The following is a 24737-nucleotide window of genomic DNA, read 5'->3' on the forward strand; positions in this document are numbered from 1 at the left end:
GCCAGCAGCACCGATCAAGTGTTTCAAAAAGCAAAGGGCACCCATCCACTGGGTGCCCTCGCCCTTGTTGCAAGATGAACTCAATCACCCCATCGACCGCGCCCCCACCGTTTGCGCATGGCCCCGGGAGGTCACGATCCCCAGGAAGGAAATCACGATCGCCAGGCCCAAGGTCGAACTCACTTCCGCCCGGTGTTCAGGGGTGTACATCATCACCGCCAGCGCACCAGCGATGAAGATGATCACCGCCCAGGTCAGGTACGGGAACAGCCACATGCGGAACTTGAGCTCCGTGTTCTCGCGCTCCAGGCGGCGGCGCATGCGCAGCTGGGAGATGGCGATGACCAGGTACACCAGCAGAGCGATGGCGCCAGAGCTGGCCAGCAGGAACTCGAACACGCCCTTGGGTGCGAAATAGTTGAGGATGGCGATGGCGGCGCCGATCAGGGTGCTGCCGAACACGGCGGCGCGTGGCACGCCGACCTTGGAGGTCTTGTTCAGCAGCGCCGGGGCGTCGCCACGCTTGGCCAGCGAGTACATCATCCGCGAGGCGATGTAGATCGACGAGTTCATGCAGCTGGTCACGGCCACCAGCACCACCAGGTCGACCATGAAGGCGGCGTTGGGGATGTTCATGATTTCCAGCGCACGCTGGTAAGACCCCACCACCGCCAGCTGTGGGTCGTTCCACGGCACCACCGAGATGATCACGAAAATCGACAGGATGTAGAAGGTGCTGATCCGCCAGATCACCGAACGGGTGGCCTTGGCAATGTTGCGCGACGGGTCGCTGGATTCGGACGCGGCGATGGTCACGGCCTCGGTGCCGATGAAGCTGAACATCACGGTGATGAACGCGCCAACCACCGCCGACCAGCCCTTGGGCACGAAGCCACCATGTTCGGCCATCAGCCCGCTCAGGCCGCTGACTTCACGGTCGGGCAGCCAGCCCAGCAGCGCGGCAAAGCCCAGGCCGATGAAGCCGAGGATGGCGGTGACCTTGAGGATGGCGAACCAGAACTCGAACTCGCCGTACTTGGCCACGCTGAACAGGTTGGTGCCGGCCAGCAACAGCACCGAGGCGAGGGCGAAGATCCAGCTGGGGATATCGGGGAACCAGGCGTTGAGCACGTGCCCTGCCGCCAATGCCTCGATCGGGATCACCAGCACCCAGAACCACCAGTACAACCAGCCGATGGTATAGCCGGCCCAGCGGCCGATGGCCTGGTCAGCATAGGTGGAGAACGATCCCGTGTCCGGATGCGCCACAGCCATTTCGCCGAGCATGCGCATGACCAGTACCACCAGGGTCCCGGCCACGAAGTAGGAAAGTATGGTGGCTGGCCCGGCAGCCGCGATGGCGTGCCCGGAGCCTACGAAAAGTCCGGCACCGATGATGCCGGCGATGGACAGCATCGTTACATGACGTGGCTTGAAACCTTGTGCAAGGTTGCCATCAGATCCCACGGTGTTCATTGATCTTGTTCTCTTTTTGCTGACACAAGGAAGGACGGGCAGGCGTAGGCGAAAATATCTCCTTTCAAATCAATAAGTCGACACGTTGCGGGTGCGCTGTTGTTGATCTTTGGCACACGTCACAGAGCAAGATGCCGGTGTGGTTCGGGCTTCATTTAAGCCCCGTAAGGCTGTGGGAAATTACACGAGAACGCCTCAGAACTGTTCGATCACGACAGGGCATTTCCCTGAGCGCCAGATGTCGCGAATGGCATGCCCGATCACGCCAGCGGGCCATCTGACGCTTCCGTTTTTCATTTGGATGTGTTTTCAGCAGGCACAAAAAAGCCCCGGTTCCCCGGGGCCTCTGTTGCTCAGGCGTCTGCCTACGCCTGCCCAGTGCGCTCGAAACGCCCGGCCAGCAACAGGTAAGCGAAGATCCCCAGCACCCCATGGGCGGCCACGAACCAGAGTGCGTTGTGGAACGAACCGGTGCTGGCGACCACGTAACCGATCACCAGCGGGGTGACGATGCCCGCGATATTGCCGATGCCGTTGAACACGCCGCCACACAACCCGACCATCTTCTTCGGCGCTACATCCGACAGCACCGCCCAGCCCACCGCCGCCAGGCCCTTGCCGAAGAACGCCAGGGTCATCAGGGCGATCACCGCCGCGTTGCCGTCCACATAGTTGGCCAGCACCAGGCTGGTGGACAGCGCCATGCCGATCACGAACGGGGTCTTGCGTGCCTTCGACGGGTGCACGCCGTGGCGGATCAGGCAGTCCGAAACGAAGCCGCCGAGAATGCCGCCGGTGAAGCCGCAGATGGCGGGCAGCGCAGCGACCCAGCCGGCTTCCATGATGGTCATGCCACGGCCCTTGATCAGGTAGATCGGGAACCAGGTGATGAAGAAGTAAGTGAGCGCAGTGATGCAGTACTGGCCCAGGTACACTGCCCACAGGTTGCGACTGGTGAACAGCTGTGCGATCTCGGCGCGGGTCGGTTTGCTTTTGGCCGTCTTGCGTTCCTGTTCAAGGTCGACCAGGGCGCCGCCTTCGCGCATGTAGTCCAGCTCTTCGCGGCTCAGCCCCGGCGCGCTGTGCGGTTCGTGATAAAGGCGGAACCACACCACGCTCAGCAGCAGCCCCAGCACACCCATCCAGATGAACACCTGTTCCCAGCTCAGGCTGTGGGTCATCCATGCCATCAGCGGGGTGAACACCACCACCGCCATGTACTGCGCCGAGTTGAACAAGGCAGAGGCCGTGCCGCGCTCACGGGTGGGGAACCAGCAGCTGACGATGCGTGAGTTGGCCGGGAATGCGGGTGACTCCACCAGGCCGAGCATGAAGCGCATGGAGAACAGCGCCACCGCCGCGGAAAAACCGGCCAGGCCCAGCCAGCCTACGGTGCCTTGCAGCAGCGTGAACAACGACCAGAGGACCAGGCTGAGGCCATACACCCGGCGCGCGCCGAAGCGGTCGAGCAGCCAGCCGCCGGGGACCTGGCCCAGGGCATAGGCCCAGGCGAAGGCCGAGAAGATCATCCCCAGCATCACCGGGTCCAGGCCCAGGTCTTTGAGTACTTCGGTGCCGGTGATCGACAGAGTGGCGCGGTCGGCGTAGTTGATGACGGTGATGACGAAGATCAGTGCCAGGACCAGGAAGCGATGGCGGCCGACCCCGACCACGGCCTGCGCTGGGGCGACGGCGGATTTGCTGTTCATGTGGACCCTCTTGCTTCTCGGTGGAAGCGATTGTTTTTGTACAGAGAAGGTGTGGCCCTTGGGCCTTGTGTTGCCTGATCTGGCCCTTCGCGGCTAAAGCCGCTCCTACACACGGCGATGTCCCTGTAGGAGCGGCTTTAGCCGCGAAAGGGCCCTAGAGGTCGTTCACCCGATTCGGCGGCACCTCACCTCGAAAACAGGCTTCAAGGTTGTTCAGCACCATGCGTCCCATTTCCAACCGGGTCTGCAGCGTGGCGCTGCCGCGATGCGGCTGCAGGCTGACCTGGTTCAGGTCGCGCAACGCCGGCGGCACATACGGCTCATCGACGAACACGTCCAGCCCGGCCCCGGCGATGCGCTGTTCACGCAACGCCTCGACCAGCGCGTCTTCATCAACCAACTTGCCCCGCGCCACATTGACCAGGTACCCCTCCGGCCCCAGTGCATCGAGCACCTCGGCCGTCACCAGTACCTGGCCGCCATCGGCGGAAGCCGCCACCACCAGCACATCCACCGAGCGCGCCAACGCGACCAGGTCGGGTTCGTAGCGGTAGCCGGTTTCTGGCTGCTCGCGCCGCCCGTTGTAGGCGATGCGCATGTCGAATGCAGCGGCGCGCCGGGCAATGGCCTTGCCCACCTCACCGAGCCCGACGATACCCAGTTCGATGCCGCTGACCTTACGCGCCAATGGCAGGTTGAGCGTGCCCCACAAGCCGTCGCGCACCAGCCGCTCGCCTTCGCCCAGGCGGCGCAGGGTACTGATGATCAGGCCCATCGCCAGGTCGGCCACATCAGCGGTGAGTACGCCCGGCGTGGTGGTGACGTGGATGCCGCGGCTGGCCGCGTGGCGCAGGTCCACGGCGTCGGTACCGATGCCGCTGATGGCGACGATCTCAAGGCTGGGCAGCCGGTCCATCAGCGCGTTCGCCAAGCCCTTGGCGCCGCCGGTGACAACCGCGCGAATGCGCGGGCCAACTTCGGCAAGCAGCTGTTGCGGGTGGTCATGCAGATACAGCCGATGCACCCGGTAGGTACTCACCAGTTGGGCATCAATGGCCTCGGGTACGGGCTGGGTCAGCAGAACGTCGATGGTGTCGTTGTTCATCGTGGGCATCCGGCAGTTCAAAGACATGACTCGATGCTAGGCCCACATTTGATACAGGTCTAATATAGTTACTGGATCGAATAATTCAGGAATTGAATCATGGAGCTGCACCAGTTGCGCTGCTTCGTCGCCGTCGCCGAGGAGCTGCATTTCGGCCGCGCCGCCACCCGCCTGCACATGACCCAGCCGCCGTTGAGCCGGCAGATCCAGCTGCTGGAACATTCCCTGGGGGTGCTGTTGCTGGAGCGTAACAACCGCCAGGCGCGCCTGACCCTGGCCGGGCAAAGTTTTCTCGAAGATGCCCGGCGTATCCTGCAAATTGCCGAGTCGGCCAGCCAGTCGGCGCGGCGTATCGCCCATGGCGAAGCAGGTCGCCTGACGCTGGGCTTCACCGCCGTCGGCGCCTACAGCATGATCCCGCGCTTGCTGGTGCACGCCGGCCAGGCCTTGCCAGACGTCGAGTTGCTGCTCAGCGAACGGGTCTCGTCCACCCAGGTGCATGACCTGGAAGCCGGCCTGATCGATGTCGGCCTGGTGCGCCAGGTGCTGCCCAGCGCACGCGTGGAGTACCTGCCGATTCACCGCGAACCCTTCGTCGCCGCCCTGCCCGCCGGGCATTCACTGGCGACACGCGAGCGGCTGAGGCCGAGCGATTTCGATAAGCAGCCGTTCGTGATGTACAGCGCCAACGAAGGGCGCTATTTCCATGACCGCATCGCCAACCTGTTCGCCCGGCACGAGGTGCAGCCGCTGTACCTGCATCAGCTGGGGCAGACCCATTCGATCCTGGGCCTGGTCAATGTCGGGCTGGGCTGCGCGGTGGTGCCGGCCTCGGCGCAGGCGTTGCGCCTGGAGCAGGTGGTGTTCAAGCCGTTGCTGGGAATGGAGCAGCAGGCGGAGATCTTTCTGGCGTTTTGCCGGGATAACCCCAACCCGGTGCTGGGGGCCTTTGTGGCGATGGCGCGGGCATTCTTTGAAGCAGGCTGAATGGTGATGGCCTCTTCGCGGGCGTGCCCGCGAAGAGGCCAGTAGCCTTACCGCACCAGGCAAGGCCGTTTGTTGTCGAAGCTCCAGCCCGGGATCAGGAACTGCATCGCCACGCTGTCATCCCGCGCCCCCAGCCCCATGTTGCGGTAGCACTCATGGGCTTTGGCCAGCTGGTCTTCATCCAGTTCAACGCCCAGCCCCGGCCGCTCCGGCACCCGCACATGGCCATCGATGATACGCAGCGGCGCGCGGGTCAGGCGCTGGCCGTCCTGCCAGATCCAGTGGGTATCGATGGCGGTGATTTCACCCGGCGCCGCCGCCGCCACCTGGGTGAACATCGCCAGCGAAATATCAAAGTGGTTGTTCGAGTGCGAGCCCCAGGTCAGGCCCCAGTCATGACACATCTGCGCCACCCGCACCGAACCCTGCAAGGTCCAGAAGTGCGGGTCGGCCAGGGGGATGTCCACCGACTGCAACTGGATCGCATGGCCCATCTGCCGCCAGTCGGTGGCGATCATGTTGGTGGCGGTCGGCAAGCCGGTGGCACGGCGAAATTCAGCCATCACTTCACGCCCCGAATAACCGTTCTCGGCCCCGCACGGGTCTTCGGCGTAGGCCAGCACATCGTGCTTGTCGCGGCACAGGGCGATGGCTTCTTTCAGCGACCAGGCGCCGTTCGGGTCGAGGGTGATGCGCGCTTGCGGGAAGCGTTCGGCCAGGGCCGTCACTGCCTCCATTTCCTCCTCGCCACGCAGCACGCCACCCTTGAGCTTGAAGTCGCTGAAGCCATAGCGCTGCCTGGCCGCTTCAGCCAGGCGCACCACCGCTTCCGGGGTCAGGGCCTTTTCGTGGCGCAGGCGCAACCAGTCGTCATCGGCGTCGGCTTCGTCGCGGTAGGCCAGGTCGGTCTGCTGGCGGTCGCCGATGTAGAACAGGTAACCGAGCATCTTCACCGCTTCGCGCTGCTGGCCTTCACCCAACAGTGCCGCCATTGGCACGTTGAGGTGCTGGCCGAGCAGGTCGAGCAGCGCCGACTCGATGGCCGTCACCGCGTGCACGGTGATGCGCAGGTCAAAAGTCTGCAGGCCGCGGCCTGCGCTATCGCGGTTGGCGAAGGTCTGGCGCATGGCATTGAGCACGCGCTGGTAGTGGCCGATCGGCTGGCCAACCACCAGGTTGCGGGCGTCTTCCAGGGTCTGGCGAATCTTCTCGCCACCCGGCACTTCGCCCAGGCCGGTGTTGCCGGCACTGTCGCGCAGCACCACGACATTGCGGGTGAAGTACGGGCCATGGGCACCACTGAGGTTAAGCAGCATGCTGTCGTGGCCGGCGACGGGAATCACCCGCAGGTCGGTGACGACCGGGGTGCTGGTGTGTACGGCGGGATTGGTCTGCATGTTCATGGTCGTTGTCTCGCAGTCTCAGTGGGTCTGGCCCAAGGCCGAAGGCGCCTTGTGCTGGTCAGAGGAAGCGCCCTTTGGGCGAATGCGTACGAAGAAGACGGCGATGGCCGCCAGCACCGAAGTCACGGCCAGGCCATACAGCCCGCCCTGGATCGAGCCGGTCTGCTGTTCGAGCAGGCCGAAGGTAGTGGGGGCAACGAAGCCGCCGAGGTTGCCGACCGAGTTGATCAAGGCGATCACGGCCGCAGCAATACGGGCGTCCAGGTAGCCCTGCGGAATCGGCCAGAACAGCGACGAGGCCGACTTGAAGCCGATGGCGGCGAAGCACACGGCGACGAAGGCGAACACCGGGCCGCCAGTGGTGGACATGAACATGCCGATGGCAGCGACTACCAGAGCACCGGCAACCCAGGCCTGCTGGAACTTCCAGCGCGTGGAACCGGCAGCGAAGGCGTACATGGCGATGATCGAGATCAGCCATGGGATCGAGTTGAAGAAGCCGACCTGCAGGTCGCTGAGGTCGCCCATGCGCTTGATGATGCTCGGCAGCCAGAAGGTGGCGGCGTAGATGGTCAGCTGGATGCAGAAGTAGATCAGGCAGAACAGTACGATCTGGCGGTCCTTGAGCAGGCTCCAGGCCGAAGGCTTTACCGCGCCGACGGCTTCACGCTCACGCTGCTCGCGGTCGATGGTCGCCACCAGCGCGTCCTGTTCGGCCGGGCTCAGCCACTTGGCATCCTGCGGTTTGGAGTCGAGCCAGAAGAATACGAAGAAGCACAGGGCCACCGAGGCCATGCCTTCGATGAACAGCATCCACTGCCAGCCATGCAGGCCCAGGCCCTGGATCTGCATCAGCGCGCCGGCCAGCGGCCCGGAGATCAGCGACGCCAAGGCCGAGCCGCTGAGGAAGATGGCGATCGCCTTGCCGCGCTCGGCGGCCGGCAGCCAGCGGGTGAAGTAGTAGATCACGCCGGGGAAGAAGCCCGCCTCGGCCACGCCCAACAGGAAGCGCAGCACGTAGAACTGGGTTTCGTTCTGGACGAAGGCCATGGCGGTGGCCACCAGGCCCCAGGTAAACATGATGCGGGTCAGCCACAGCCGCGCACCGACCTTTTGCAGCAACATGTTCGAGGGCACCTCGAACAGCGCGTAACCGATGAAGAACAGCCCGGCGCCGAACCCATAAGCGGCGGCACTGATGCCCAGGTCGCTTTCCAGGTGCGGACGGACGAAGCCGATGTTTACGCGGTCGAGGTAGTTGACGATGAACATGATGACGAACAGCGGCAGGACGTGGCGCTTGACCTTGGCCACGGCACTGGCCAAAGCGTCGCCTTCATTCCGGGCAGACGGAGCGAGGGTGTCGTTCACTGGTAGATCTCCCACTAATTGTTTTTGTGCGGGTCGGGGTTGTCTGACATGACAGTGGGTGGAGCATATGCGCAGCGAAGTTGTACGACAAGATGCCGAATATCGCCTAAATGGCAAAATACAAGCTGATAAATCAAGAAAACAGTGTCAATCATGCCTCGAAATCGATTAACAGCCTTGTGCCGCGCAGAGAAAATACGGGCAAAAAATATTTTTATCGATTAACTTGTCAGACAAGACGATCAGCTCCGGACGACTCATGGATACGCCAACCAAACGCAGCCACAGCCGCGCCCACGACATGGTGTCGAGCCTGACCCAGCAAATCCTCCTGGGCACTTTCAAGCCGGGGGACAAATTGCCGTCCGAGAACACCCTAGTGCGCGAGCATGGCGTCAGCCGCACCGTGGTCCGTGAAGCGCTGTCGAAACTGCAGGCCTCAGGCCTGGTGGAACCACGCCACGGCATCGGCACCTTCGTGATGGAGCGCCAGGGCCACGCGGGTTTGCGCGTGGGAGCAGAGAATGCCGCCAGCGTGCGCGACCTGCTGGAGCTGCGCATCGGCCTGGAGGGCCAGGCGGCCGCGCTCGCTGCCGTGCGCCGTAGCGACGAGCACCTGGCACGCATGCGCAAGGCGCTGGATGACTATCAGGACCTGGCGGCTGCCGGTGACAGCTGCATCGAGGCAGACCGGCGCTTTCACCTGTTGATCGCCGAGGCCACCGGCAACCTGTATTTCAGCGAGATGATGGCGCAGCTGGGTAACGGGTTGATCCCGCGTAACCGCATGGCCCTGGCCGAACGCACCGGGGCCAAGCTGGCGCGGCAGGCGTATTTAGCCAACCTTGAGCATGAGGCGATCCTCAATGCCATCCGCCGGCAAGACCCGGACGCGGCGCGGGCGGCGATCTGCCTGCACCTGTCCAACAGCCGGGATCGCCTGCTGCCGGACTAGGGCCGCTGTCGTTAGCGTTTCACCAGGTCAGGCAGATCTTGCCGAAATGCCGGTTGCTCTCCTGGTAGCGGAACGCCTCGACGATCTGCTCCAGTTCGAAGTGCTTGTCCACTACCGGCCGCAAGCCGTTGGCGTCGATGGCGCGCACCATCGCTTGCTGCTGCGCACGGCTGCCCACCAGCACACCTTGCAGGCGGATCTGCCGTACCAGTGCCTGCACCAGCGGCAGTTGCCCGGCCACACCGGTCAGAATGCCGATCAGCGATACATGCCCACCAATGCGCGCGGCGATCATCGATTGCTCCAGGGTCGCCGGCCCTCCCACTTCGATCACATGATCGACGCCGCGATTGCCGGTCAGCTCACGGGCCTTCTCGCCCCAGGCCGGGGTGCTCTTGTAGTTGATCAGGTGGTCGGCGCCGAGGGCTTTGAGGCGTTCGAGCTTGGCGTCGCTGGAGGACGTGGCGATGACCGTGGCCCCCGCCAGCTTGGCGAACTGCAGGGCGAAGATCGACACGCCGCCGGTGCCCTGCACCAGCACCGTGTCACCGGGTTTGAGGTGATCATCGCTAATCAAGCTGCGCCAGGCGGTGAGGCCGGCCGTGGTCAGGGTTGCAGCCTCGGCGTGGCTGAACCCCTTGGGCGCCAGCGTGAACGAAGTGACCGGGGCCGTTACCCGTTCGCGGGCATAACCATCGATGCCATCGCCGGGCACCCGGCCAAAGCCTTCGACGTTGGCCTGGCCGTCGAGCCAGTCGGGGAAGAAGGTGCTGACGACGTTGTCGCCGACCTTGAATTCACTCACGCCCGCACCGACCGCGACCACTTCGCCGGCGCCGTCGGCCATGGGAATGCGCCGCTCGCTCGGGCCCCACATGCCGCTGACCACGGCGAAGTCGTGGTAGTTGAGGGAGCTTGCATGCAGTTGCACGGTGATCTCGCCCGGCTTGGGCGCAGGGGCCTCGCAGGTGCCGACTTCGACCTTGTCGTAGCCGCCGCCGGGTTGCACATAGATGGCCTTGCTGGTCATGACTGAGGCTCCATTCAGAGAAAGACTGGGGTTCAGCATAGCCAGTGAAGCCACAACAATCAGCCCAGCATCACCCGCAATGCCCGGCAATCCGCCGCATGCCAATCCACCAGCTCCGGCCATGGGTTATCCGGCAAGTTCACCAGCACTGTGCGCGCCCCGGCGGCCCGCCCGCAGTCCAGGTCAAAGCGGTAATCGCCCACCATCACCAGCTCGTCAGGCGCCACGCCCCAGGCGCTGGCAATCTTCAGCAACCCATCCGGGCTCGGCTTTGGCTCAGCCTCATCGCGCCCGAGAATGTGCTCGACCTCAAAACAGTCGGCCAGCCCGATCGCCTCCAGCGTCACATGCGCCAGCTCCCGCGCATTGCGGGTCAGGATGCCCAGCCGGCAACCGCGCCCGGCCAGCTCACGCACCAGCTCCACCGCCCCGGTGGCGGCGGTCGAGGCAATCGCCAGGTCGCGTTCATGCTCCAGCAGCCAGGCATGCTTGGCCGCCGCTTCCACCGCCGGCAGCCCCGCCAGATGGGTGAGGATGTCGTGCTCGGCCGGGATATCCAGGGCGACGCGGATGGCGGCAAAATCATGCACCGCCACGGTCAGGGTGCCGTCCATGTCGAACACCCAATTGCGGATCTCGGCCAGGCTCATGCCCAGTCCTTGCGGTGGCGAATCAGGCCTTCCTGGGTCGACGACGCCACCAGCTGGCCGGCGCGGTTGAAGATGCTGCCGCGGCAGAAACCACGGGCATTACCGGCCCACGGGCTGTCGGTGGCGTACAGCAGCCACTCATCGGCGCGCAGGTTACGGTGGAACCACAGCGAATGGTCGAGACTGGCGATCTGCATGTCGCGCTGCCACACCGATTTGCCATGGGGCAGCAGCGACGTCGTCAGCAGGCCGAAATCGGAAGCGTAGGCCAGCAGGTACTTGTGCAGCGCCGGCACGTCCGGCAACGAACCGTCGGCGCGGAACCAGGCGTACTTCACCGGGTCGCCGGGCTGGGGGTTGAACGGATCGCGCTCGGTCACCGGGCGAATCTCGATCGGCTTGGCGCACAGCACCTTGTCGCGGATACGCTCGGGCAGCTTGTCGGCATGGGCACTGGCCAGCTCGACTTCGGTCGCCAGGTTTTCCGGGCCGACCACGTCGGGCATCTGCACCTGGTGCTCGAACCCTTCCTCGTCGTACTGGAACGACGCGCTGCAGGTGAAGATCGGCTGGCCCTTCTGGATCGCCGTCACCCGCCGGGTACTGAAGCTGCCGCCATCACGCACGCGGTCGACCGAATACACCACCGGCAAGCTGGCGTCGCCCGGGCGCAGGAAGTAGCCGTGCAGCGAATGCACGTGGCGCGCATCCTCGACCGTCTGGCTGGCCGCCGACAGCGACTGGCCCAGCACCTGGCCACCGTACAGCTGACGGAAGCCGAGGTCCTGGCTGCGGCCACGGAACAGGTTCTCCTCGATCGACTCGAGGCTCAACAGGTCGACCAAATCGTCCAACACATGACTCATCGGGGGGTTCTCCTTGCAGATGGAGAAATGATACAGGGTTTGTCATCGACACCGTGCATACCGGCTCATTCAGTGCGCAGGGTCTGCTCCCAATGTGCGCGGTCCATGCGATACAGCACATGCGGGCGCAGCGGGTGGCCGATGGGCAGGCGGGGGTGGTCGAAGCTGCCATTGACGTCCTGGACCATGCCGATGGCCTGCATGACTTTTTGCGACGGCAAGTTGCTCTCGCTGGTGAACGACACCACCTCATCCACGCGCAATTGGGCGAAAGCACACCGCAGGCAGGTCCATGCTGCCTCGCTGGCAAACCCTAGGCCCCAGTGACGCCGGGCCAGGCGCCAGCCAATCTCCACCGCCGGAGCGAACGGCGCGTCGAAATTGACATTGAGCAACCCGGTCATGCCGATGAACGCCCCGCTGTCTTTTCGCTCAAGCGCCCACAGGCCGAAGCCGTATTCGTTGAAATGCCCGCGGATCCTGCCGATCAGCGCCGCCGCTTCGAGCCGCGTCATGGGCGCCGGGAAATAACGCATCACCTGCGGGTCGGCACACATTGCCGCGAACTCGCGCAGGTCGTCATCGTGCCATTGGCGCAACACCAGGCGGGCGCTTTCCAGGTGGAGGATGGGGGTCATGGGAACAGCTCCGGTTTACACGATGGCATTTTACAGCGTAGGCGCGGCCAGGTTTGTCACGCAACCGGCGGCGCCCAGAATGCAATTTTCACAACCCCTTCACCGGTCCCCGACAGACGGCTGAGCACAATGCCCCCACACCACCGCCGCGCCATTGGAGTGACGCATGCAGCCGAGCAACACCTTGGGCCATCCCGCCATCCACGCCCGTCGCAAGCGACGCATGTCACGCAAAGCCCTGGGTGCCGCGCTCGGTTTGTGCATGGTCATCGCAGCGGTGACCACCTGGCTGGCAACGAGGACCCATATCGTGGACCTTGGCAACGAGCGGCAGTTGAACGAAAGCGGCCTGCTGCAGGACTGGGCCGACGGTGCGGTGATCGTGATGATCCGCCATGCCGAACGTTGCGATAGCGCGCCCGGCCCGTGCCTGAACGACCCCACTGGCATCACCGTGGCCGGTAGCGAAGCCGCCACCCGGGTCGGCCAGGGCTTGAAGCATCTGGGCCTGGGCAATGCCGATGTGCTCGCCAGCCCCAAAGTACGTACCCTGCAGACGGCGCACTTCATCCTTGGCCAGGCGGTTGCCAGCGAAGCCTGGCTGGAAAGCTGCGACAACGAGTTCGCCCGTGAAGCGCTGGCGCGCAAGCGTGCCGGGCACAACCTGGTGCTGGTCACCCACAATGGCTGCATCGACCATTTCGCCCGCCAGCAGCGCGTGGCCGGGGGTGAGCGCGAGAGCAACTACGCCAGCGCTCTGTTCGTCTCGGTGGACGCCAACGGCAAGGCGCGCATCCTCGGGCGCCTGAACGAGTCAGACTGGCAACGCGTATTGGCCAGCGTGGGGAAATAACTGGCAAGATCAGCGCTGGCCCCGATTGCGAACTCCCCATGCCGTTGCCGCTGATCTATCACGAAGACTACAGCCCGGAATTCCCCGCCGGGCACCGCTTTCCCATGGACAAGTTCCGCCTGCTGCGCGACCACCTGGTGGCCAGCGGGCTGACCACCGACCAAGCCCTGCTGCGCCCGGAAATCTGCCCCAACGATATCCTCGCCCTGGCCCATGACCGCGGCTACATCGAGCGCTACATGAACGGCGAACTGTCCCGCGAGGACCAGCGCCGCCTCGGCCTGCCCTGGAGCGAAGCCCTGGCCCGGCGTACCGTGCGTGCCGTGGGTGGTTCGCTGCTGACCGCCGAGATGGCCCTGCAGCAGGGCATCGCCTGCCACCTGGCCGGTGGCACCCACCACGCCCACTACGACCACCCGGCCGGTTTCTGCATCTTCAATGACCTGGCGGTGATCAGCCGCTACCTGCTCGAAGCCGGCCGCGTGCACCGGGTGCTGATCTTCGACTGCGATGTGCACCAGGGCGACGGCACTGCACGCATCCTCCAGGACACCCCGGACGCCATCACCGTGTCCCTGCACTGCGAACAGAACTTCCCGGCACGCAAGGCCCACAGCGACTGGGACATTCCCCTGCCACGCGGCATGGGCGACACGGCTTACCTGAAGGTGGTGGAAGACGCGCTGAACTACCTGCTGCCGCTCTATCAACCCGACCTGGTGCTGTACGACGCCGGCGTCGATGTGCACAAGGACGATGCCCTGGGCTACCTGCAGCTCACCGACGATGGCCTGGCGGCGCGTGACGAGCTGGTGATGCGCCACTGCCTGGGCCGTGACATCCCGGTGGTCGGGGTCATCGGTGGCGGCTACAGCAAGGACCGCGAAGCCTTGGCCAGGCGCCACGGCATTCTTCACCACACTGCGGCGCGTGTCATAGGTTGTTCACAATGACTGTGGAACCGCTTGTGGATAACCTGCGGGAAAGGCGCTGCAGCCCTTAACCGGTGGGGGTTGTGGAACACTGATCACTTTTTGTTCAGTACTTGGGTTGGCCCGGCTGCGCTAGAATGCGCAGTCTTTTCCACAACCTGCTGCCTACCATGTCCGATAAAAACCCCGCTTCCCCTCCCCTGGCCGTCGTGATCGGCGGCGGCCCTGCTGGCCTGATGGCGGCTGAAGCCATGGCCCAGGCGGGCCTGGCGGTGGAAGTGTTCGACGCCATGCCCTCGGTGGGCCGCAAGTTCCTGCTGGCCGGCGTCGGCGGCATGAACATCACCCATTCGGAAGTTTATCCACAGTTTGTTTCGCGCTACGCCGAGCGGCAGGCTGAAATCGACGGGTTGCTGCGCGACTTCGATGCCGATGCGCTGCGCCAGTGGATCCACGGGTTGGGCATCGAAACCTTTGTCGGTACGTCAGGCCGGGTTTTCCCCACCGACATGAAGGCGGCCCCGCTGCTGCGCGCCTGGCTGAAGCGCCTGCGTGACAACAATGTAGTTATCCACACACGCCATCGCTGGCTGGGCTGGACTGCCGACGGTAGCTTGCGAATCGCTTATCCACAGGGTGAATTGCAGGTCAGGGCCAACGCCGTGGTATTGGCCCTGGGTGGCGCCAGTTGGGCAAGGTTGGGTTCCGACGGTGCCTGGCAGCCATTGCTGGCCGAACGCTTTGTGGATATCTCTCCACTGAGGCCAAGCAACTGCGGTTTCGAGGTTGAAGGCTGGAGCCCGGTGCTTGTGGACAAGTTCGCGGGGGCGCCGCTGAAGAATGTTGCCCTGAGCGTGCCGGGCATGGCGCCGCGCAAGGGCGAATTCATCCTCACCGCGCAGGGCGTCGAGGGCAGCCTGGTGTATGCATGGTCGGCGCAGCTGCGCCGGGCCCTCGAGCATGAGGGGCAGGCCAGGTTGTTACTCGACCTGTTGCCAGACAAGCCTGTGGACAAGATTGCCGAGGCGCTGGCCAAGCCACGCGGGTCGCGCTCGATGGCCAAGCACCTGCATGGCCAGCTGGGGATCGATGGGGTCAAGGCGGGGATGCTGCGAGAGCTGACCGATCAGGCGACGTTCGCTGATCCTCAGGCACTGGCACGGGCAATCAAGGCGTTGCCGATAACCCTGGTGAGAACGAGGCCACTGGACGAGGCGATCAGCAGTGCCGGTGGCGTGCGTTTCGAAGGGCTGGATGAAGGACTGATGATTCGCCAGATGCCTGGGGTGTTCTGTGCGGGCGAGATGCTGGACTGGGAAGCGCCGACCGGCGGGTATCTGCTGACGGCGTGCTTTGCCAGTGGACTTCGTGCGGGAAGAGCTGCCGCAGACTGGCTGAAATCTCAAGGCTGACCCCGCACCCCTGTGGGAGCGGGCTTGCCCGCGAAGCAGGCAACGCGGTGCCTGGCACGGGCTTCGCCCGTGTTCGCGGGCCCGCCCGCTCCCACAGAGGTACCCGCTACTGCCGAAACTACGGTTTGCGCTTGCGCGGCCCGCTGTTGAAGCTCGGCACCTTGCGCACGGCTTTCACCGATGGCTCGGAGGCTCCCGCCTCGGCACTGTCCATCCACCGCCCCAGACCACGCTTGGCGCTGTTCTCTTTCGGTTTCTTGGGCTTTTTCGGCTTCTTGATCACCTGGCCACTGGCATCGGTCATCGGTACCCGATGTTCGGGAATGAAGTCCGGCTCTTCATGACGCGGCAGGGTCTGCCGGGTGAGCATTTCAATCGCCGACAGCATCTGCACTTCATCGGCACACACCAGCGAAATCGCCTCGCCCTTGTTGCCGGCGCGGCCGGTACGGCCAATACGGTGCACATAGTCCTCGGCCACGATCGGCAGGTCGAGGTTGACCACCAGCGGCAGGTCGTCGATGTCCAGGCCACGGGCCGCCACGTCGGTGGCCACCAGCACCTGGATTTCCCGCGCCTTGAAGCTGTCCAGTGCACGCTGGCGGGTGGCCTGCGGGCGGTCGCCGTGGATACCGTCGGCATTCACCCCGTCGGCCAGCAAGCGCTCGACCAGCTGATCGACACCATTGCGGGTCTTGGCGAACACCAGCACCTGCTTCCAGCGCTGCTTGCGCAGCAGGTGCATGAACAAGTCGGCCTTGCGCTTCTTGTCCACAGGCACCAGCCACTGTTTGACTGTGGTCGCCGCGGCGTTGCGCGGGCTGACTTCGATGCTCAGCGGGTCGTTCAGAGCCAGGCCGGCGAGCACGCGGATCTGCTCGGAGAAAGTGGCGGAGAACAGCAGCGTCTGGCGCTTGCGCGGCAAGGCGGCATAAACCGACTGCAACTCTTCGGCAAAGCCCAGGTCGAGCATGCGGTCGGCTTCGTCGAGCACCAGTGTCTGCACCTGGTTGAACTTCACCGCATTCTGGCGGAACAGGTCGAGCAGGCGGCCAGGCGTGGCCACCAGCAGGTCGACGCCACGGCGCAGGCGCATCATCTGCGGGTTGATGCTGACCCCGCCGTACACGGCATAGGTGCTCAGTGGCAGGTTCTCGGCATATTCGCGCACGTTGTTGTGCACCTGCTCGGCCAACTCGCGGGTCGGTACCAGCACCAGCGCACGGATCGAGTTGCTGGCAACCTTCTCACCTTCCAGGGCAAGGCGCTGCAGCACCGGCAAGGCGAAACCGGCGGTCTTGCCAGTGCCGGTCTGGGCCGCGGCCATCAAGTCACGGCCGGCCAGCACGGCGGGGATGGCCTTGGCCTGGACTGGGGTCGGGGTGGTGTAGTCCAGCTGCTGCAAGGTGCGCAGCAGCGGTTCGATCAGGCCGAGTTTGGCGAAATTCATGGCAATACCGTCAGGGGGTTCAGCGAAGGCGGCAAGTTTACCGCATCGCCCCTGGCTACTTGCTGCAGATTTCGCCCTTCATCGGCTGCTCTGGCGCCTTGCGCCATTGCGGCAGGCCGATCAGCACCACCGCGCCGATGATCACCGCCATGGCCAGGCACTCCTCGGTGCCGATCTGTTCGCCGGCAAAGAGGATACCCAGCAGCACCGCCACCGCCGGGTTGACGTAGGCGTAGCTGGTGGCCGCTGCCGGCCGCACGTTCTTGAGCAGGTACATGTAGGCACTGAAGGCGAGGATCGAACCGAACAGCACCAGGTAGGCCAGTGCTCCCCAGCCGGCAAGGGTCGGCATCTGCGTCATGCGCTCACCTGACAATGCACTGCCCAACAGCAATATCGCGCCGCCTACCAGCATCTCGGCGGCACTGGCCATCGGGCCTTGGGGCAACGGCAGGCTCTTGCTCCACACCGAACCGAACGCCCATGACGCCGCGGCGAACACCACCAACGCCGCCCCCACGGGGCTGGCCTGCAGGTTGGAACCGAGGTTGAGCAAGGCGATACCCAGCAACCCGAGCAGGATACCGGCCCACTCCAGGCGCGAGTTGCGGTGGCCGAACAGCAAGCCGAACAGCAGCGTGAACAACGGCACCGTCGCCACCGCCAGCGCTGCCACGCCCGAGGCCACGCCCGCATGCTCGGCCACTGTCACCCCGCCATTGCCGCAGCTGAGCAACAGGAAACCGATCGCCCCGGCCGCACGCCATTGCGGCCAGGTCGGGGCCGGCACACCGCGCCAGCGCAGGAAGCCGTACAGCAAACCGCCAGCGATGATGAAACGTACACCGGCCATCAGCATCGGCGGCCACGATTCGACACCGATGCGGATGAACAGGTAGGTGGAACCCCAGACCAGGTAAAGGGCAATGAAGGCGCCGATGAGCAACAGCGGAAAGCGACGGGAGGCAGGCATGGCAGGCAACTCAGAAATCCGTTTTCGGGTGACCGAGTTTAGGGCTGCGGGCAAGTAAAGATAAGTTACAAAACTGCGCGAAATGAGCGGCACACTTTTGGTGCGCTCGTCTTGGAATGGGCGCTCGATCTCACAGGCGCCAAAATCCACAGCCAGTCACCTGCCCGCCCTCAATGCTTGAGCAACAGCGCACCCTCGATGGGCACATAGCGGGTGGCGGCGCGAATCAGCGACAACGCCGTCAGGCCGGGCACGCCATAGACTACAGCCTCGGTGCCGTGGCGCTGGATGACCCGTTCCAGCAGCAGGTCGAAGTCACCATCACCAGAGGCCAGCACCACCTGGTCGACCCGGCTGGCCGCATCGATTACATCGAGAGTGATGCCCACGTCCCAGTCGCCCTTGGCCGAACCGTCGCTGCGCTGGATGAACGGCTTGAGACGCACGTCGAAACCGAGGTTGCGCAGGATCTGCTGGAACTGCTGCTGCTTGCTGTCGCCCCGGTCGATGGCATAGGCCACGGCCTCGACGATCTCGCCTTCGCGGCTGACGTCCTTCCACAATGCGGTGTAATTGAAATGGCAGCCGTGGGCCTGGCGCACGGTGTAGTAGAGGTTCTGCACATCGGCGAACAGCGCGATCTTTTTCACCTGAGAACCCCATGGTCTGGAAGAATTCGCGGGCAAGCCCGCTACCACAGGATTCGTGCAACCTTGTGGGAGCGGGCTTGCCCGCGAAAGGGGCGAATAGCGCCCCTCGAATTGCCGCCAGTATGCCAGACCCGTCAGACGAACGTATCGTCATCCGAGAAGAAGCCACCCCCATCATTACCGTAATCAGTATCGGCCCAATCACCCTGATCATTGCCCCAGCCACCGTTGTCGGCGACCTGCTGCTGTGTACCCTGGTCATGCCAGCCGCCGCTGTCACTGGCAGGAGCCGGCTCTTCCTTGATCACCTCGACCACCTCTTCAGGCTGCGAATGGTGGTTGAACAGGCTGCTGATGCCCTGGGCCAGCAACACGCCACCGGCGACACCGGCGGCAGTCTGCATTGCGCCGCCGAGGAAGCTGCTGGCCCCGCTGCGCGCTGGCGCCGCGCCAAAGCCGGGCTGTTGCTGTGGTGGTTGTGCCTGCATTTGCGGCTGCGGCTGGGAGAAGCCCGGCGCACTCGGCTCGCGCCAACCGCCACCCGATGCCACCGGCGCACTTGAGCGTTGCGGCTGAGCGGGCTCCGGATTGCGCGCACCGGCACCGAAGATGCTCGACAGGAAACCACCTCCGCCGTTACCACTGCTGGCACGGGTGGCCTCAAGCTGGGCCCGGGCCTGCTTCAGCTCGGCCTCCAGCTGCTTGTTCTGCTCGTCCAGGCGCTTGATCGCGGCTTCCTGAACCAGGATCGCCTGGGCCATGTAGTACGGCGCCGCCGGCTGCTGGCGGACATGCTCCTCGATCCGTGCCTGCGCCTGCACATCACGCGGCTGGCTTGGGTCCTCGGCTTGCTTGATGCGGCCGAACAGGCCGTCGATCAGGGTTTGTTCATCAGTGTTCATGGGGCTACCTCATGGGCTAGCAGGACATCGGACATGGCAAAGATGGGGCGCCCGGCCCAAGGATTCAATCACCGCGCGGGTGAAACTTTTTTCAGCAAGTGACCGCTCTGGGCTAAAGTTAGGCCCCTGCTTTTACTGCCTTGCGATGTTGACTGATGAATCCGCTGAGCGTTCTGCGCGACTCCCTGTACTTCTTCCGCCGCCACCTGGCCAGCATCATTCCGTTGTGTCTGCCGCTGGTGGTGCTCGAAGCCCTCTCCACCCAGCTGCTGTACCGCCAGCTGGGCGAGCAGGCCTCGCCGGCCTACGGCATGCTGATCAGCCTGTTGTTCTACCCGTTGTACAGCGCGGCGCTGATCCTCTACCTGGACACCCGCAGCAACGGCCAGGAGATCCGCAAGCGCGACCTGTTCGCCCGCGCCGTGCAACTGTGGCCGCAACTGGCCCTGCTGATCACGATCAGCTCGTTGTTGATCATGGCCGGCCTGGCGCTGCTGGTGTTCCCGGGCGTGTGGATCATGATCAACCTGGTGTTCGCCGAATACCTGCTGGTGTTGCGCGGCCTGCCGGTGGTGCAGTCGATGCGCGAAAGTGCGCGCATGACCACCGGGCACTTCCTGCGCATCATGATCTGCGTGCTCGGCGTGCTGGCACCGATCTGGCTGATCGATGGGCTGCTGCTGATGGCCTTCCCCGAGCCCGCGCCGGGCGTCGAACTGGCTCTGGACAGCCTGAGTGGGTTCCTGCAGTTGTTCAGCACGGTGGTGCTGTATCGCCTGTTCATGCTGCTGGAAGGTGAAGCAGGCGCCTGACAACGGCACATCCACGAAGCGCCGGAGGAAGCCATTCAGTCTCCCATGTGACATGCCTGATCCCTACGGTGGAGTCCCAATCACCTGGAGACTCCCCATGGACTCGCAAATACAAGACGCTTACGCCCGCTCGTTCAGCGGCCAACTGTATGCAATGGCCACCGACAGGTATGTGCCCCTGCGGTTAAGCCGCACTAGAGATAAATGGACCTGGGGTATCACGCCCCAGGACGACTGGCTCATGGCAGGCGGCGAGAAGAACTCCATACACCTGGATTTTGCCTTCGACTCCCAGACACACGACCGACTGCATTATCACATCAGCCTCTCCGGCAACGCCTATCCCCCTAAGAAACTAGGCCAGAGCCGGAACGGTTATCTGGGTTTCTACCAGCGCTCGGAAGTGACCGACTACTGGAAGATCGAACCGCTGAAGCTGACGGAGCACGGCCTGATCTGTCATCTGCGTGATCACTTGGGCCACCGTGCAGGTGCTATCAAGGACGATCCACATCACAGCGGCCAGACAATGTATCTGCTGAATACGAAAGAAGGCGAAACGCTCACCTTCCTTCTCCAGCAGAGCACCTGAAAGGAAGGTATTCAGGTACCGCGCGGTTTGGCCCGCGCGGTAGCCTCCGCCACCAGGGGGTCATCCGGCCAGTAGTGCTTGGGATAGCGCCCCTTCAAGTCCTTCTTCACTTCGGCATAGGTCGTGCGCCAGAAGTTGGCCAGGTCCTGTGTCACTTGCACTGGCCGTCGTGCTGGCGACAGCAGGTGCAGTTTCACCTGCTGTCGCCCCTGGGCAATGCGTGGGGTATCGGCCAGGCCGAACAGTTCCTGCAGGCGCACGGCAAGGATCGGCGGGTGTTCGCTGTAGTCCAGGCGGATGTTCGAGCCGGACGGCACTGCCAGATGCGCCGGCGCCCATTCTTCCAGGCGCTGCGGCAATGGCCAGGGCAGCAGGTTGCGCAGGATCGACGGCAGGTCCAGCGCGGCGAAGTGGCTCAGGCGCGAGACCTTGCCCAGGTAGGGCTGCAGCCAGTCTTCCAGCGTCGCCAACAGCGCCTCGTCACCCAGGTCGGGCCATTCGCTGTGCCCGTCCTTGTCCAGATCCAGCTGACGCAACAGCGCCACCCGTGCTTGCCACTGGCGCAGCTCCGGAGTCCAGGTCAGCAGGTTCAGGCCCTTGCGCCGCACCAGGCCAAGCAACGCCTTGGCGCGGGCTTCATCATCCAGGGCAGGCAACGGTTCGCGCGCCAGGACCAGCTCGCCGACCTTGGTCTGGCGCTCGGCACGCAGCACCTGCTCGCGCTCGTCCCAGTCGAGGATATCGACGTGCTCGACCTGTTCGGCCAGCACATCATCGAGCAGCGTCGGGTCGAACTCGGCCGCCAGGTAGATGCGTTCTTCCCGTTGGCCCTGGCGGCTACCGAGGTCAGCGATCACCAACCACGGGCATTTCATCAACGCGTCGACCTCGGCGAACAACGCCGCACGGCCATTGGCCAGGCGATATTCAGCGCCACCCTCGCGACGCTGCTGGGCGATCCGATCGGGATAGGCCAGCGCCAGCAGTGCGCCAAGCCAGCGCGGATGGTCGGGGTCGGCAACCGCCGCCGTGGCCTTGCCGCGCAACAGGCCACGGTATTGCCGAGCGAGTTGCCGTGCACGCTGCACGCCACCCTGGCCACCCCGGCTGGCCTTGCTTTCACCGCTGACCAGGGCCAGGCGGCTGTGCAGGTCGGCCCCACCACCGCGCTGGATATCACGCTCGCCAAGCAAGGCAGCGACATCACAGGCCATCGTTGCCAGGCCAAGGTCCTGGCCGCGCAACAGCAGGTGGGCGATGCGCGGATGGGCCGGCAGTTCGGCCATGGCCTGGCCGTGGTCGCTGAGGTTGTTGCGGCTGCCCGGCTTGAACGCGCCCAGCCGCGCCAGCAGGTCCTGGGCTTGGGCGAAGGCCGCTGCCGGCGGCTGGTCGAGCCAGCGCAGCTGATCGGGCGTGACGCCCCAACGCGCAAGCTGCAGGGCCAGGCCGGCGAGGTCGGCCTGGAGGATTTCGGCGCTGCCGTGGGCAGCCAGTTGGTCATGCTGGGCCTCGGACCACAGGCGGTAGCACACTCCGGGTTCCAGGCGCCCTGCCCGGCCGGCGCGCTGGGTGGCGCTGGCGCGGGAAATCCGCTGGGTGTCCAGGCGGGTCATGCCGCTCCCCGGATCGAAGCGCGGCACCCGCGCCAGGCCAGCATCGATGACAACGCGCACGCCGTCGATGGTCAGGCTGGTTTCGGCGATGTTGGTAGCCAGTACCACCTTGCGCAGGCCCTTGGCCGGCGGGTAGATGGCGGCGCGCTGGGCATTGAGGTCAAGCTCACCATGCAGCGGGCACAGCAGTACATCCGGCCGCTCCCCCAAGGCGTCCTGCAGGCTCTGATGCACACGGCGGATCTCGGCCTGGCCGGGCAGGAACACCAGCACGCTGCCGGGCTGTTCGGCCAACGCCAGCAATACGTTGTCCACGACCCGCGGCTCGATGAACTCGCCTGGCTGGAACGGTCGGCCCCAGCGGATATCCACCGGGTGCATGCGGCCTTCGCTGCTCACCACCGGCGCGTCACCCAGCAGCCGCGAAAGGCGCTCGCCCTCAAGGGTTGCCGACATCAGCAGGATTTTCAGCGCAGGCTCGTCACGCAGCAGTTCGCGGCCATTGAGGCTCAACGCCAGGGCCAGGTCAGCATCCAGGCTACGCTCATGAAATTCGTCGAAGATCAGCAGGCCCACGCCGTCCAGCGCCGGATCGGACTGCAGCCGGCGGGTCAGGATGCCTTCGGTGACCACCTCGATGCGCGTGTCCGGCCCGACCTTGCTGTCCAGGCGGATGCGGTAGCCCACGGTTTCTCCGACCTTTTCACCCAGTTCGCTGGCCAGGCGCTCGGCCGCCGCCCGCGCCGCCAGGCGGCGCGGCTCGAGCATGAGGATGGTCTGCCCGGCCAGCCACGGCTCGTTGAGCAGCGCCAGCGGTACACGGGTGGTCTTGCCTGCTCCGGGAGGCGCTTCGAGCACGGCTTCGTCGCGGTTATGCAGGGCGTCGCGCAAGGCGGGCAAGACAGCATCGATCGGTAAAGAAATCATGGTGGTCCTCGAACAGTCTGGCGAGTATAACGGCGAACCCAGCCTGCTCTATCATGGTCTTAGCTTCAGGTGCTGGCGCTTCGCTTGCCCTGCTGAATACTTTTCGGAGATTTACATGCGCATCCCATCCCGCGTCATCGGTGGCGCCCTGATCGTCACGCTGCTGACCCAGCTGACGGCCTGCGGCACCATCTTCTATCCAGAGCGCCGTGGCCAGATCGGCGGCAAGATCGACCCCGTCGTAGCGGCAATGGACGCCATCGGCATCCTGTTCTATGTCATCCCCGGCCTGATCGCCTTTGGCATCGACTTCGCCACGGGCGCCATCTACTACAAAGGCGGGCACACCGCCCAGGTCGACCCGGTAAAACTGCGTGACGCCGTCAGCCCGGATGGCAAGGTCGACAACCTCAAGCTGCAGGCCATTCTGGAAAGTGAACTGGGCCAGCGCCTGCCGCTGGATGACCCGCGGCTGATCCAGCACCGCGGCAGCGTCGAGCAACTGGCGGCCCTGGGGCTGGTACCCGCAGCCTGACACTGACAAGGACAATGCCCTGAGCATGATCACCCCAGCCGAGCACCAGCGCTTGCTGCGCCTGGCCACCCGCGTATCACTGGCGGTGGCCAGCATACTGGTGGTAAGCAAGGCCGTGGCCTGGTGGCTGAGCGGCTCGGTCAGCCTGCTGGCCGGGCTGACCGACTCGGCGCTGGACGCCGTCGCCTCGTTCCTCAACCTGCTTGCCGTGCACTACGCCCTGCGCCCTGCCGATGACGACCATCGCTTTGGCCACGGCAAGGCAGAGGCGCTGGCTGGCATGGCCCAGGCGCTGTTCATCGGGGTCAGTGCGGTGCTGATCGGGATACAGGCGTATGAGCGCCTGCAAGCCCCGCGGCCGCTGGGTGACACAGCCATCGGTATCAGCGTGATGCTGCTGTCGCTGGCGCTGACTGTCGCTTTGCTGGCCTTGCAGCGCAAAGTGATTCGCCTGACCGGCTCGACCGCGGTGCGCGCCGACTCGCTGCACTACCGTTCCGATCTGCTGCTCAACGGCAGCATCCTGCTGGCGTTGCTGCTGGCACGCCTGGGCTGGGCACAGATGGATGCGCTGTTCGGCTTGGGCATCGCGGTGTACATCCTCTGGAGTGCACTGCAGATCGCCCGCGAGAGCACGGCGATTCTCATGGACAAGGAACTGCCAAGCGACATTGGCGAAGGGATGGTCGAACTGGTGCTGGGCATTCCAGGTGTCGAAGGCGTGCATGACCTGCGCACCCGGGTGTCAGGTAACCAGTGGTTCGTGCAATTGCACCTGGAGCTACCTGGGCAGCTGCCGCTGAATGCAGCGCACGACTTGTGCGTGCAGGCATCGGCAGTCATCCGCCAGCGTTATCCACAGGCGGATGTGATGGTGCACGCTGACCCCGTGTGAA

23 protein-coding genes are annotated in these 24737 nt (G+C 64.5%); 9 read left to right on the forward strand and 14 right to left on the reverse strand.

What is annotated here, in order from left to right:
• Positions 1-84 precede the first annotated feature (84 nt).
• The 3 genes from gabP to ACQKPS_RS22170 all read right to left on the reverse strand — a co-directional run bounded on the left by gabP (position 85) and on the right by ACQKPS_RS22170 (position 4290).
• Positions 85-1476, reverse strand: coding sequence for a GABA permease (gabP, locus tag ACQKPS_RS22160; protein ID WP_254481516.1), 1392 nt, complete (start codon positions 1474-1476; stop codon positions 85-87).
• Positions 1477-1841: 365 nt separating this feature from the next.
• Complete coding sequence (locus tag ACQKPS_RS22165; RefSeq protein WP_427605630.1) at positions 1842-3185, reverse strand: MFS transporter; 1344 nt, start codon at positions 3183-3185, stop codon at positions 1842-1844.
• Positions 3186-3339: 154 nt separating this feature from the next.
• Positions 3340-4290, reverse strand: a complete 951-nt coding sequence (locus tag ACQKPS_RS22170; protein WP_427605631.1) for a 2-hydroxyacid dehydrogenase — start codon at positions 4288-4290, stop codon at positions 3340-3342.
• Between the two features lie 99 nt (positions 4291-4389).
• On the opposite strand from ACQKPS_RS22170, the gene ACQKPS_RS22175 reads away from it, so the two are divergent.
• Positions 4390-5277, forward strand: coding sequence for a LysR substrate-binding domain-containing protein (locus ACQKPS_RS22175; protein WP_427605632.1), 888 nt, complete (start codon positions 4390-4392; stop codon positions 5275-5277).
• 47 nt (positions 5278-5324) lie between these two features.
• Here ACQKPS_RS22175 and gudD read toward each other — a convergent pair whose 3' ends face one another.
• Both gudD and ACQKPS_RS22185 read right to left on the reverse strand, forming a co-directional pair.
• Positions 5325-6680 (reverse strand): glucarate dehydratase, encoded by a 1356-nt coding sequence (gene gudD / locus ACQKPS_RS22180; protein WP_283725382.1) that lies wholly within the window; start codon positions 6678-6680, stop codon positions 5325-5327.
• 18 nt (positions 6681-6698) lie between these two features.
• Entirely contained in the window at positions 6699-8051 is a 1353-nt protein-coding gene (locus tag ACQKPS_RS22185) for an MFS transporter (protein ID WP_254481521.1), read from the reverse strand.
• Positions 8052-8310: 259 nt separating this feature from the next.
• Here ACQKPS_RS22185 and ACQKPS_RS22190 point away from each other — a divergent pair, with 259 nt between their 5' ends.
• Complete coding sequence (locus ACQKPS_RS22190; RefSeq protein WP_254481522.1) at positions 8311-9006, forward strand: FadR/GntR family transcriptional regulator; 696 nt, start codon at positions 8311-8313, stop codon at positions 9004-9006.
• Positions 9007-9025: 19 nt separating this feature from the next.
• On the opposite strand, the gene ACQKPS_RS22195 is transcribed toward ACQKPS_RS22190, so the two are convergent.
• The 4 genes from ACQKPS_RS22195 to ACQKPS_RS22210 form a co-directional block, all read right to left on the reverse strand.
• Positions 9026-10036 (reverse strand): zinc-dependent alcohol dehydrogenase family protein, encoded by a 1011-nt coding sequence (locus ACQKPS_RS22195; protein ID WP_427605633.1) that lies wholly within the window; start codon positions 10034-10036, stop codon positions 9026-9028.
• A gap of 59 nt (positions 10037-10095) precedes the next feature.
• Positions 10096-10686 carry an HAD family hydrolase gene (locus ACQKPS_RS22200; protein ID WP_427605634.1) on the reverse strand — a complete coding sequence of 197 codons (591 nt, stop codon included), beginning with the start codon at positions 10684-10686 and terminating at the stop codon, positions 10096-10098.
• Positions 10683-11552: an acyl-CoA thioesterase II gene (gene tesB, locus ACQKPS_RS22205; protein ID WP_054883941.1), complete on the reverse strand. Its 870-nt coding sequence runs from the start codon at positions 11550-11552 to the stop codon at positions 10683-10685. Before tesB ends, ACQKPS_RS22200 begins: the two co-directional genes overlap by 4 nt.
• A gap of 65 nt (positions 11553-11617) precedes the next feature.
• The gene (locus ACQKPS_RS22210) at positions 11618-12190 is read right to left on the reverse strand and encodes a GNAT family N-acetyltransferase (protein ID WP_254481525.1); all 573 of its coding nucleotides are present in this window, start codon (positions 12188-12190) and stop codon (positions 11618-11620) included.
• 166 nt (positions 12191-12356) lie between these two features.
• On the opposite strand from ACQKPS_RS22210, the gene ACQKPS_RS22215 reads away from it, so the two are divergent.
• From ACQKPS_RS22215 to ACQKPS_RS22225, 3 genes are all read left to right on the forward strand, one after another.
• The gene (locus tag ACQKPS_RS22215; protein ID WP_427605635.1) at positions 12357-13043 is read left to right on the forward strand and encodes a histidine phosphatase family protein; all 687 of its coding nucleotides are present in this window, start codon (positions 12357-12359) and stop codon (positions 13041-13043) included.
• Between the two features lie 38 nt (positions 13044-13081).
• Entirely contained in the window at positions 13082-13996 is a 915-nt protein-coding gene (locus tag ACQKPS_RS22220) for a histone deacetylase family protein (RefSeq protein ID WP_427605636.1), read from the forward strand.
• Positions 13997-14145: 149 nt separating this feature from the next.
• Positions 14146-15387: a TIGR03862 family flavoprotein gene (locus ACQKPS_RS22225; protein WP_254481528.1), complete on the forward strand. Its 1242-nt coding sequence runs from the start codon at positions 14146-14148 to the stop codon at positions 15385-15387.
• A gap of 118 nt (positions 15388-15505) precedes the next feature.
• Here the strand turns inward: ACQKPS_RS22225 and ACQKPS_RS22230 are convergent, their stop codons facing one another.
• From ACQKPS_RS22230 to ACQKPS_RS22245, 4 genes are all read right to left on the reverse strand, one after another.
• Positions 15506-16837 (reverse strand): DEAD/DEAH box helicase, encoded by a 1332-nt coding sequence (locus ACQKPS_RS22230; protein WP_254481529.1) that lies wholly within the window; start codon positions 16835-16837, stop codon positions 15506-15508.
• A 55-nt stretch (positions 16838-16892) separates the two neighbouring features.
• Positions 16893-17810: a drug/metabolite exporter YedA gene (yedA, locus tag ACQKPS_RS22235; RefSeq protein ID WP_283725387.1), complete on the reverse strand. Its 918-nt coding sequence runs from the start codon at positions 17808-17810 to the stop codon at positions 16893-16895.
• A 170-nt stretch (positions 17811-17980) separates the two neighbouring features.
• Positions 17981-18460, reverse strand: a complete 480-nt coding sequence (locus ACQKPS_RS22240; RefSeq protein WP_027917740.1) for an NYN domain-containing protein — start codon at positions 18458-18460, stop codon at positions 17981-17983.
• Positions 18461-18594: 134 nt separating this feature from the next.
• A complete protein-coding gene (locus tag ACQKPS_RS22245; RefSeq protein ID WP_427605637.1) occupies positions 18595-19362 on the reverse strand; it encodes a DUF2076 domain-containing protein in 768 nt (255 codons plus the stop codon).
• A 155-nt stretch (positions 19363-19517) separates the two neighbouring features.
• Here ACQKPS_RS22245 and ACQKPS_RS22250 point away from each other — a divergent pair, with 155 nt between their 5' ends.
• Together ACQKPS_RS22250 and ACQKPS_RS22255 are read left to right on the forward strand one after the other, a co-directional pair.
• Positions 19518-20174 carry a YciC family protein gene (locus tag ACQKPS_RS22250; RefSeq protein WP_283725389.1) on the forward strand — a complete coding sequence of 219 codons (657 nt, stop codon included), beginning with the start codon at positions 19518-19520 and terminating at the stop codon, positions 20172-20174.
• Between the two features lie 97 nt (positions 20175-20271).
• On the forward strand, positions 20272-20766 hold the full coding sequence (locus tag ACQKPS_RS22255; RefSeq protein WP_254481533.1) for a hypothetical protein: 495 nt from the start codon (positions 20272-20274) through the stop codon (positions 20764-20766).
• A gap of 11 nt (positions 20767-20777) precedes the next feature.
• Here ACQKPS_RS22255 and hrpB read toward each other — a convergent pair whose 3' ends face one another.
• A complete protein-coding gene (gene hrpB, locus ACQKPS_RS22260) occupies positions 20778-23306 on the reverse strand; it encodes an ATP-dependent helicase HrpB (protein ID WP_427605638.1) in 2529 nt (842 codons plus the stop codon).
• A 115-nt stretch (positions 23307-23421) separates the two neighbouring features.
• On the opposite strand from hrpB, the gene ACQKPS_RS22265 reads away from it, so the two are divergent.
• Both ACQKPS_RS22265 and ACQKPS_RS22270 read left to right on the forward strand, forming a co-directional pair.
• Positions 23422-23841, forward strand: a complete 420-nt coding sequence (locus ACQKPS_RS22265; RefSeq protein ID WP_054886744.1) for a hypothetical protein — start codon at positions 23422-23424, stop codon at positions 23839-23841.
• Between the two features lie 25 nt (positions 23842-23866).
• Complete coding sequence (locus ACQKPS_RS22270) at positions 23867-24736, forward strand: cation diffusion facilitator family transporter (protein ID WP_427605639.1); 870 nt, start codon at positions 23867-23869, stop codon at positions 24734-24736.
• The last annotated feature ends 1 nt before the right edge of the window (position 24737 follow it).

It is taken from the genome of Pseudomonas sp. NPDC086566 (assembly GCF_050280885.1).
GTDB classification, from domain to species: domain Bacteria; phylum Pseudomonadota; class Gammaproteobacteria; order Pseudomonadales; family Pseudomonadaceae; genus Aquipseudomonas; species Aquipseudomonas vlassakiae.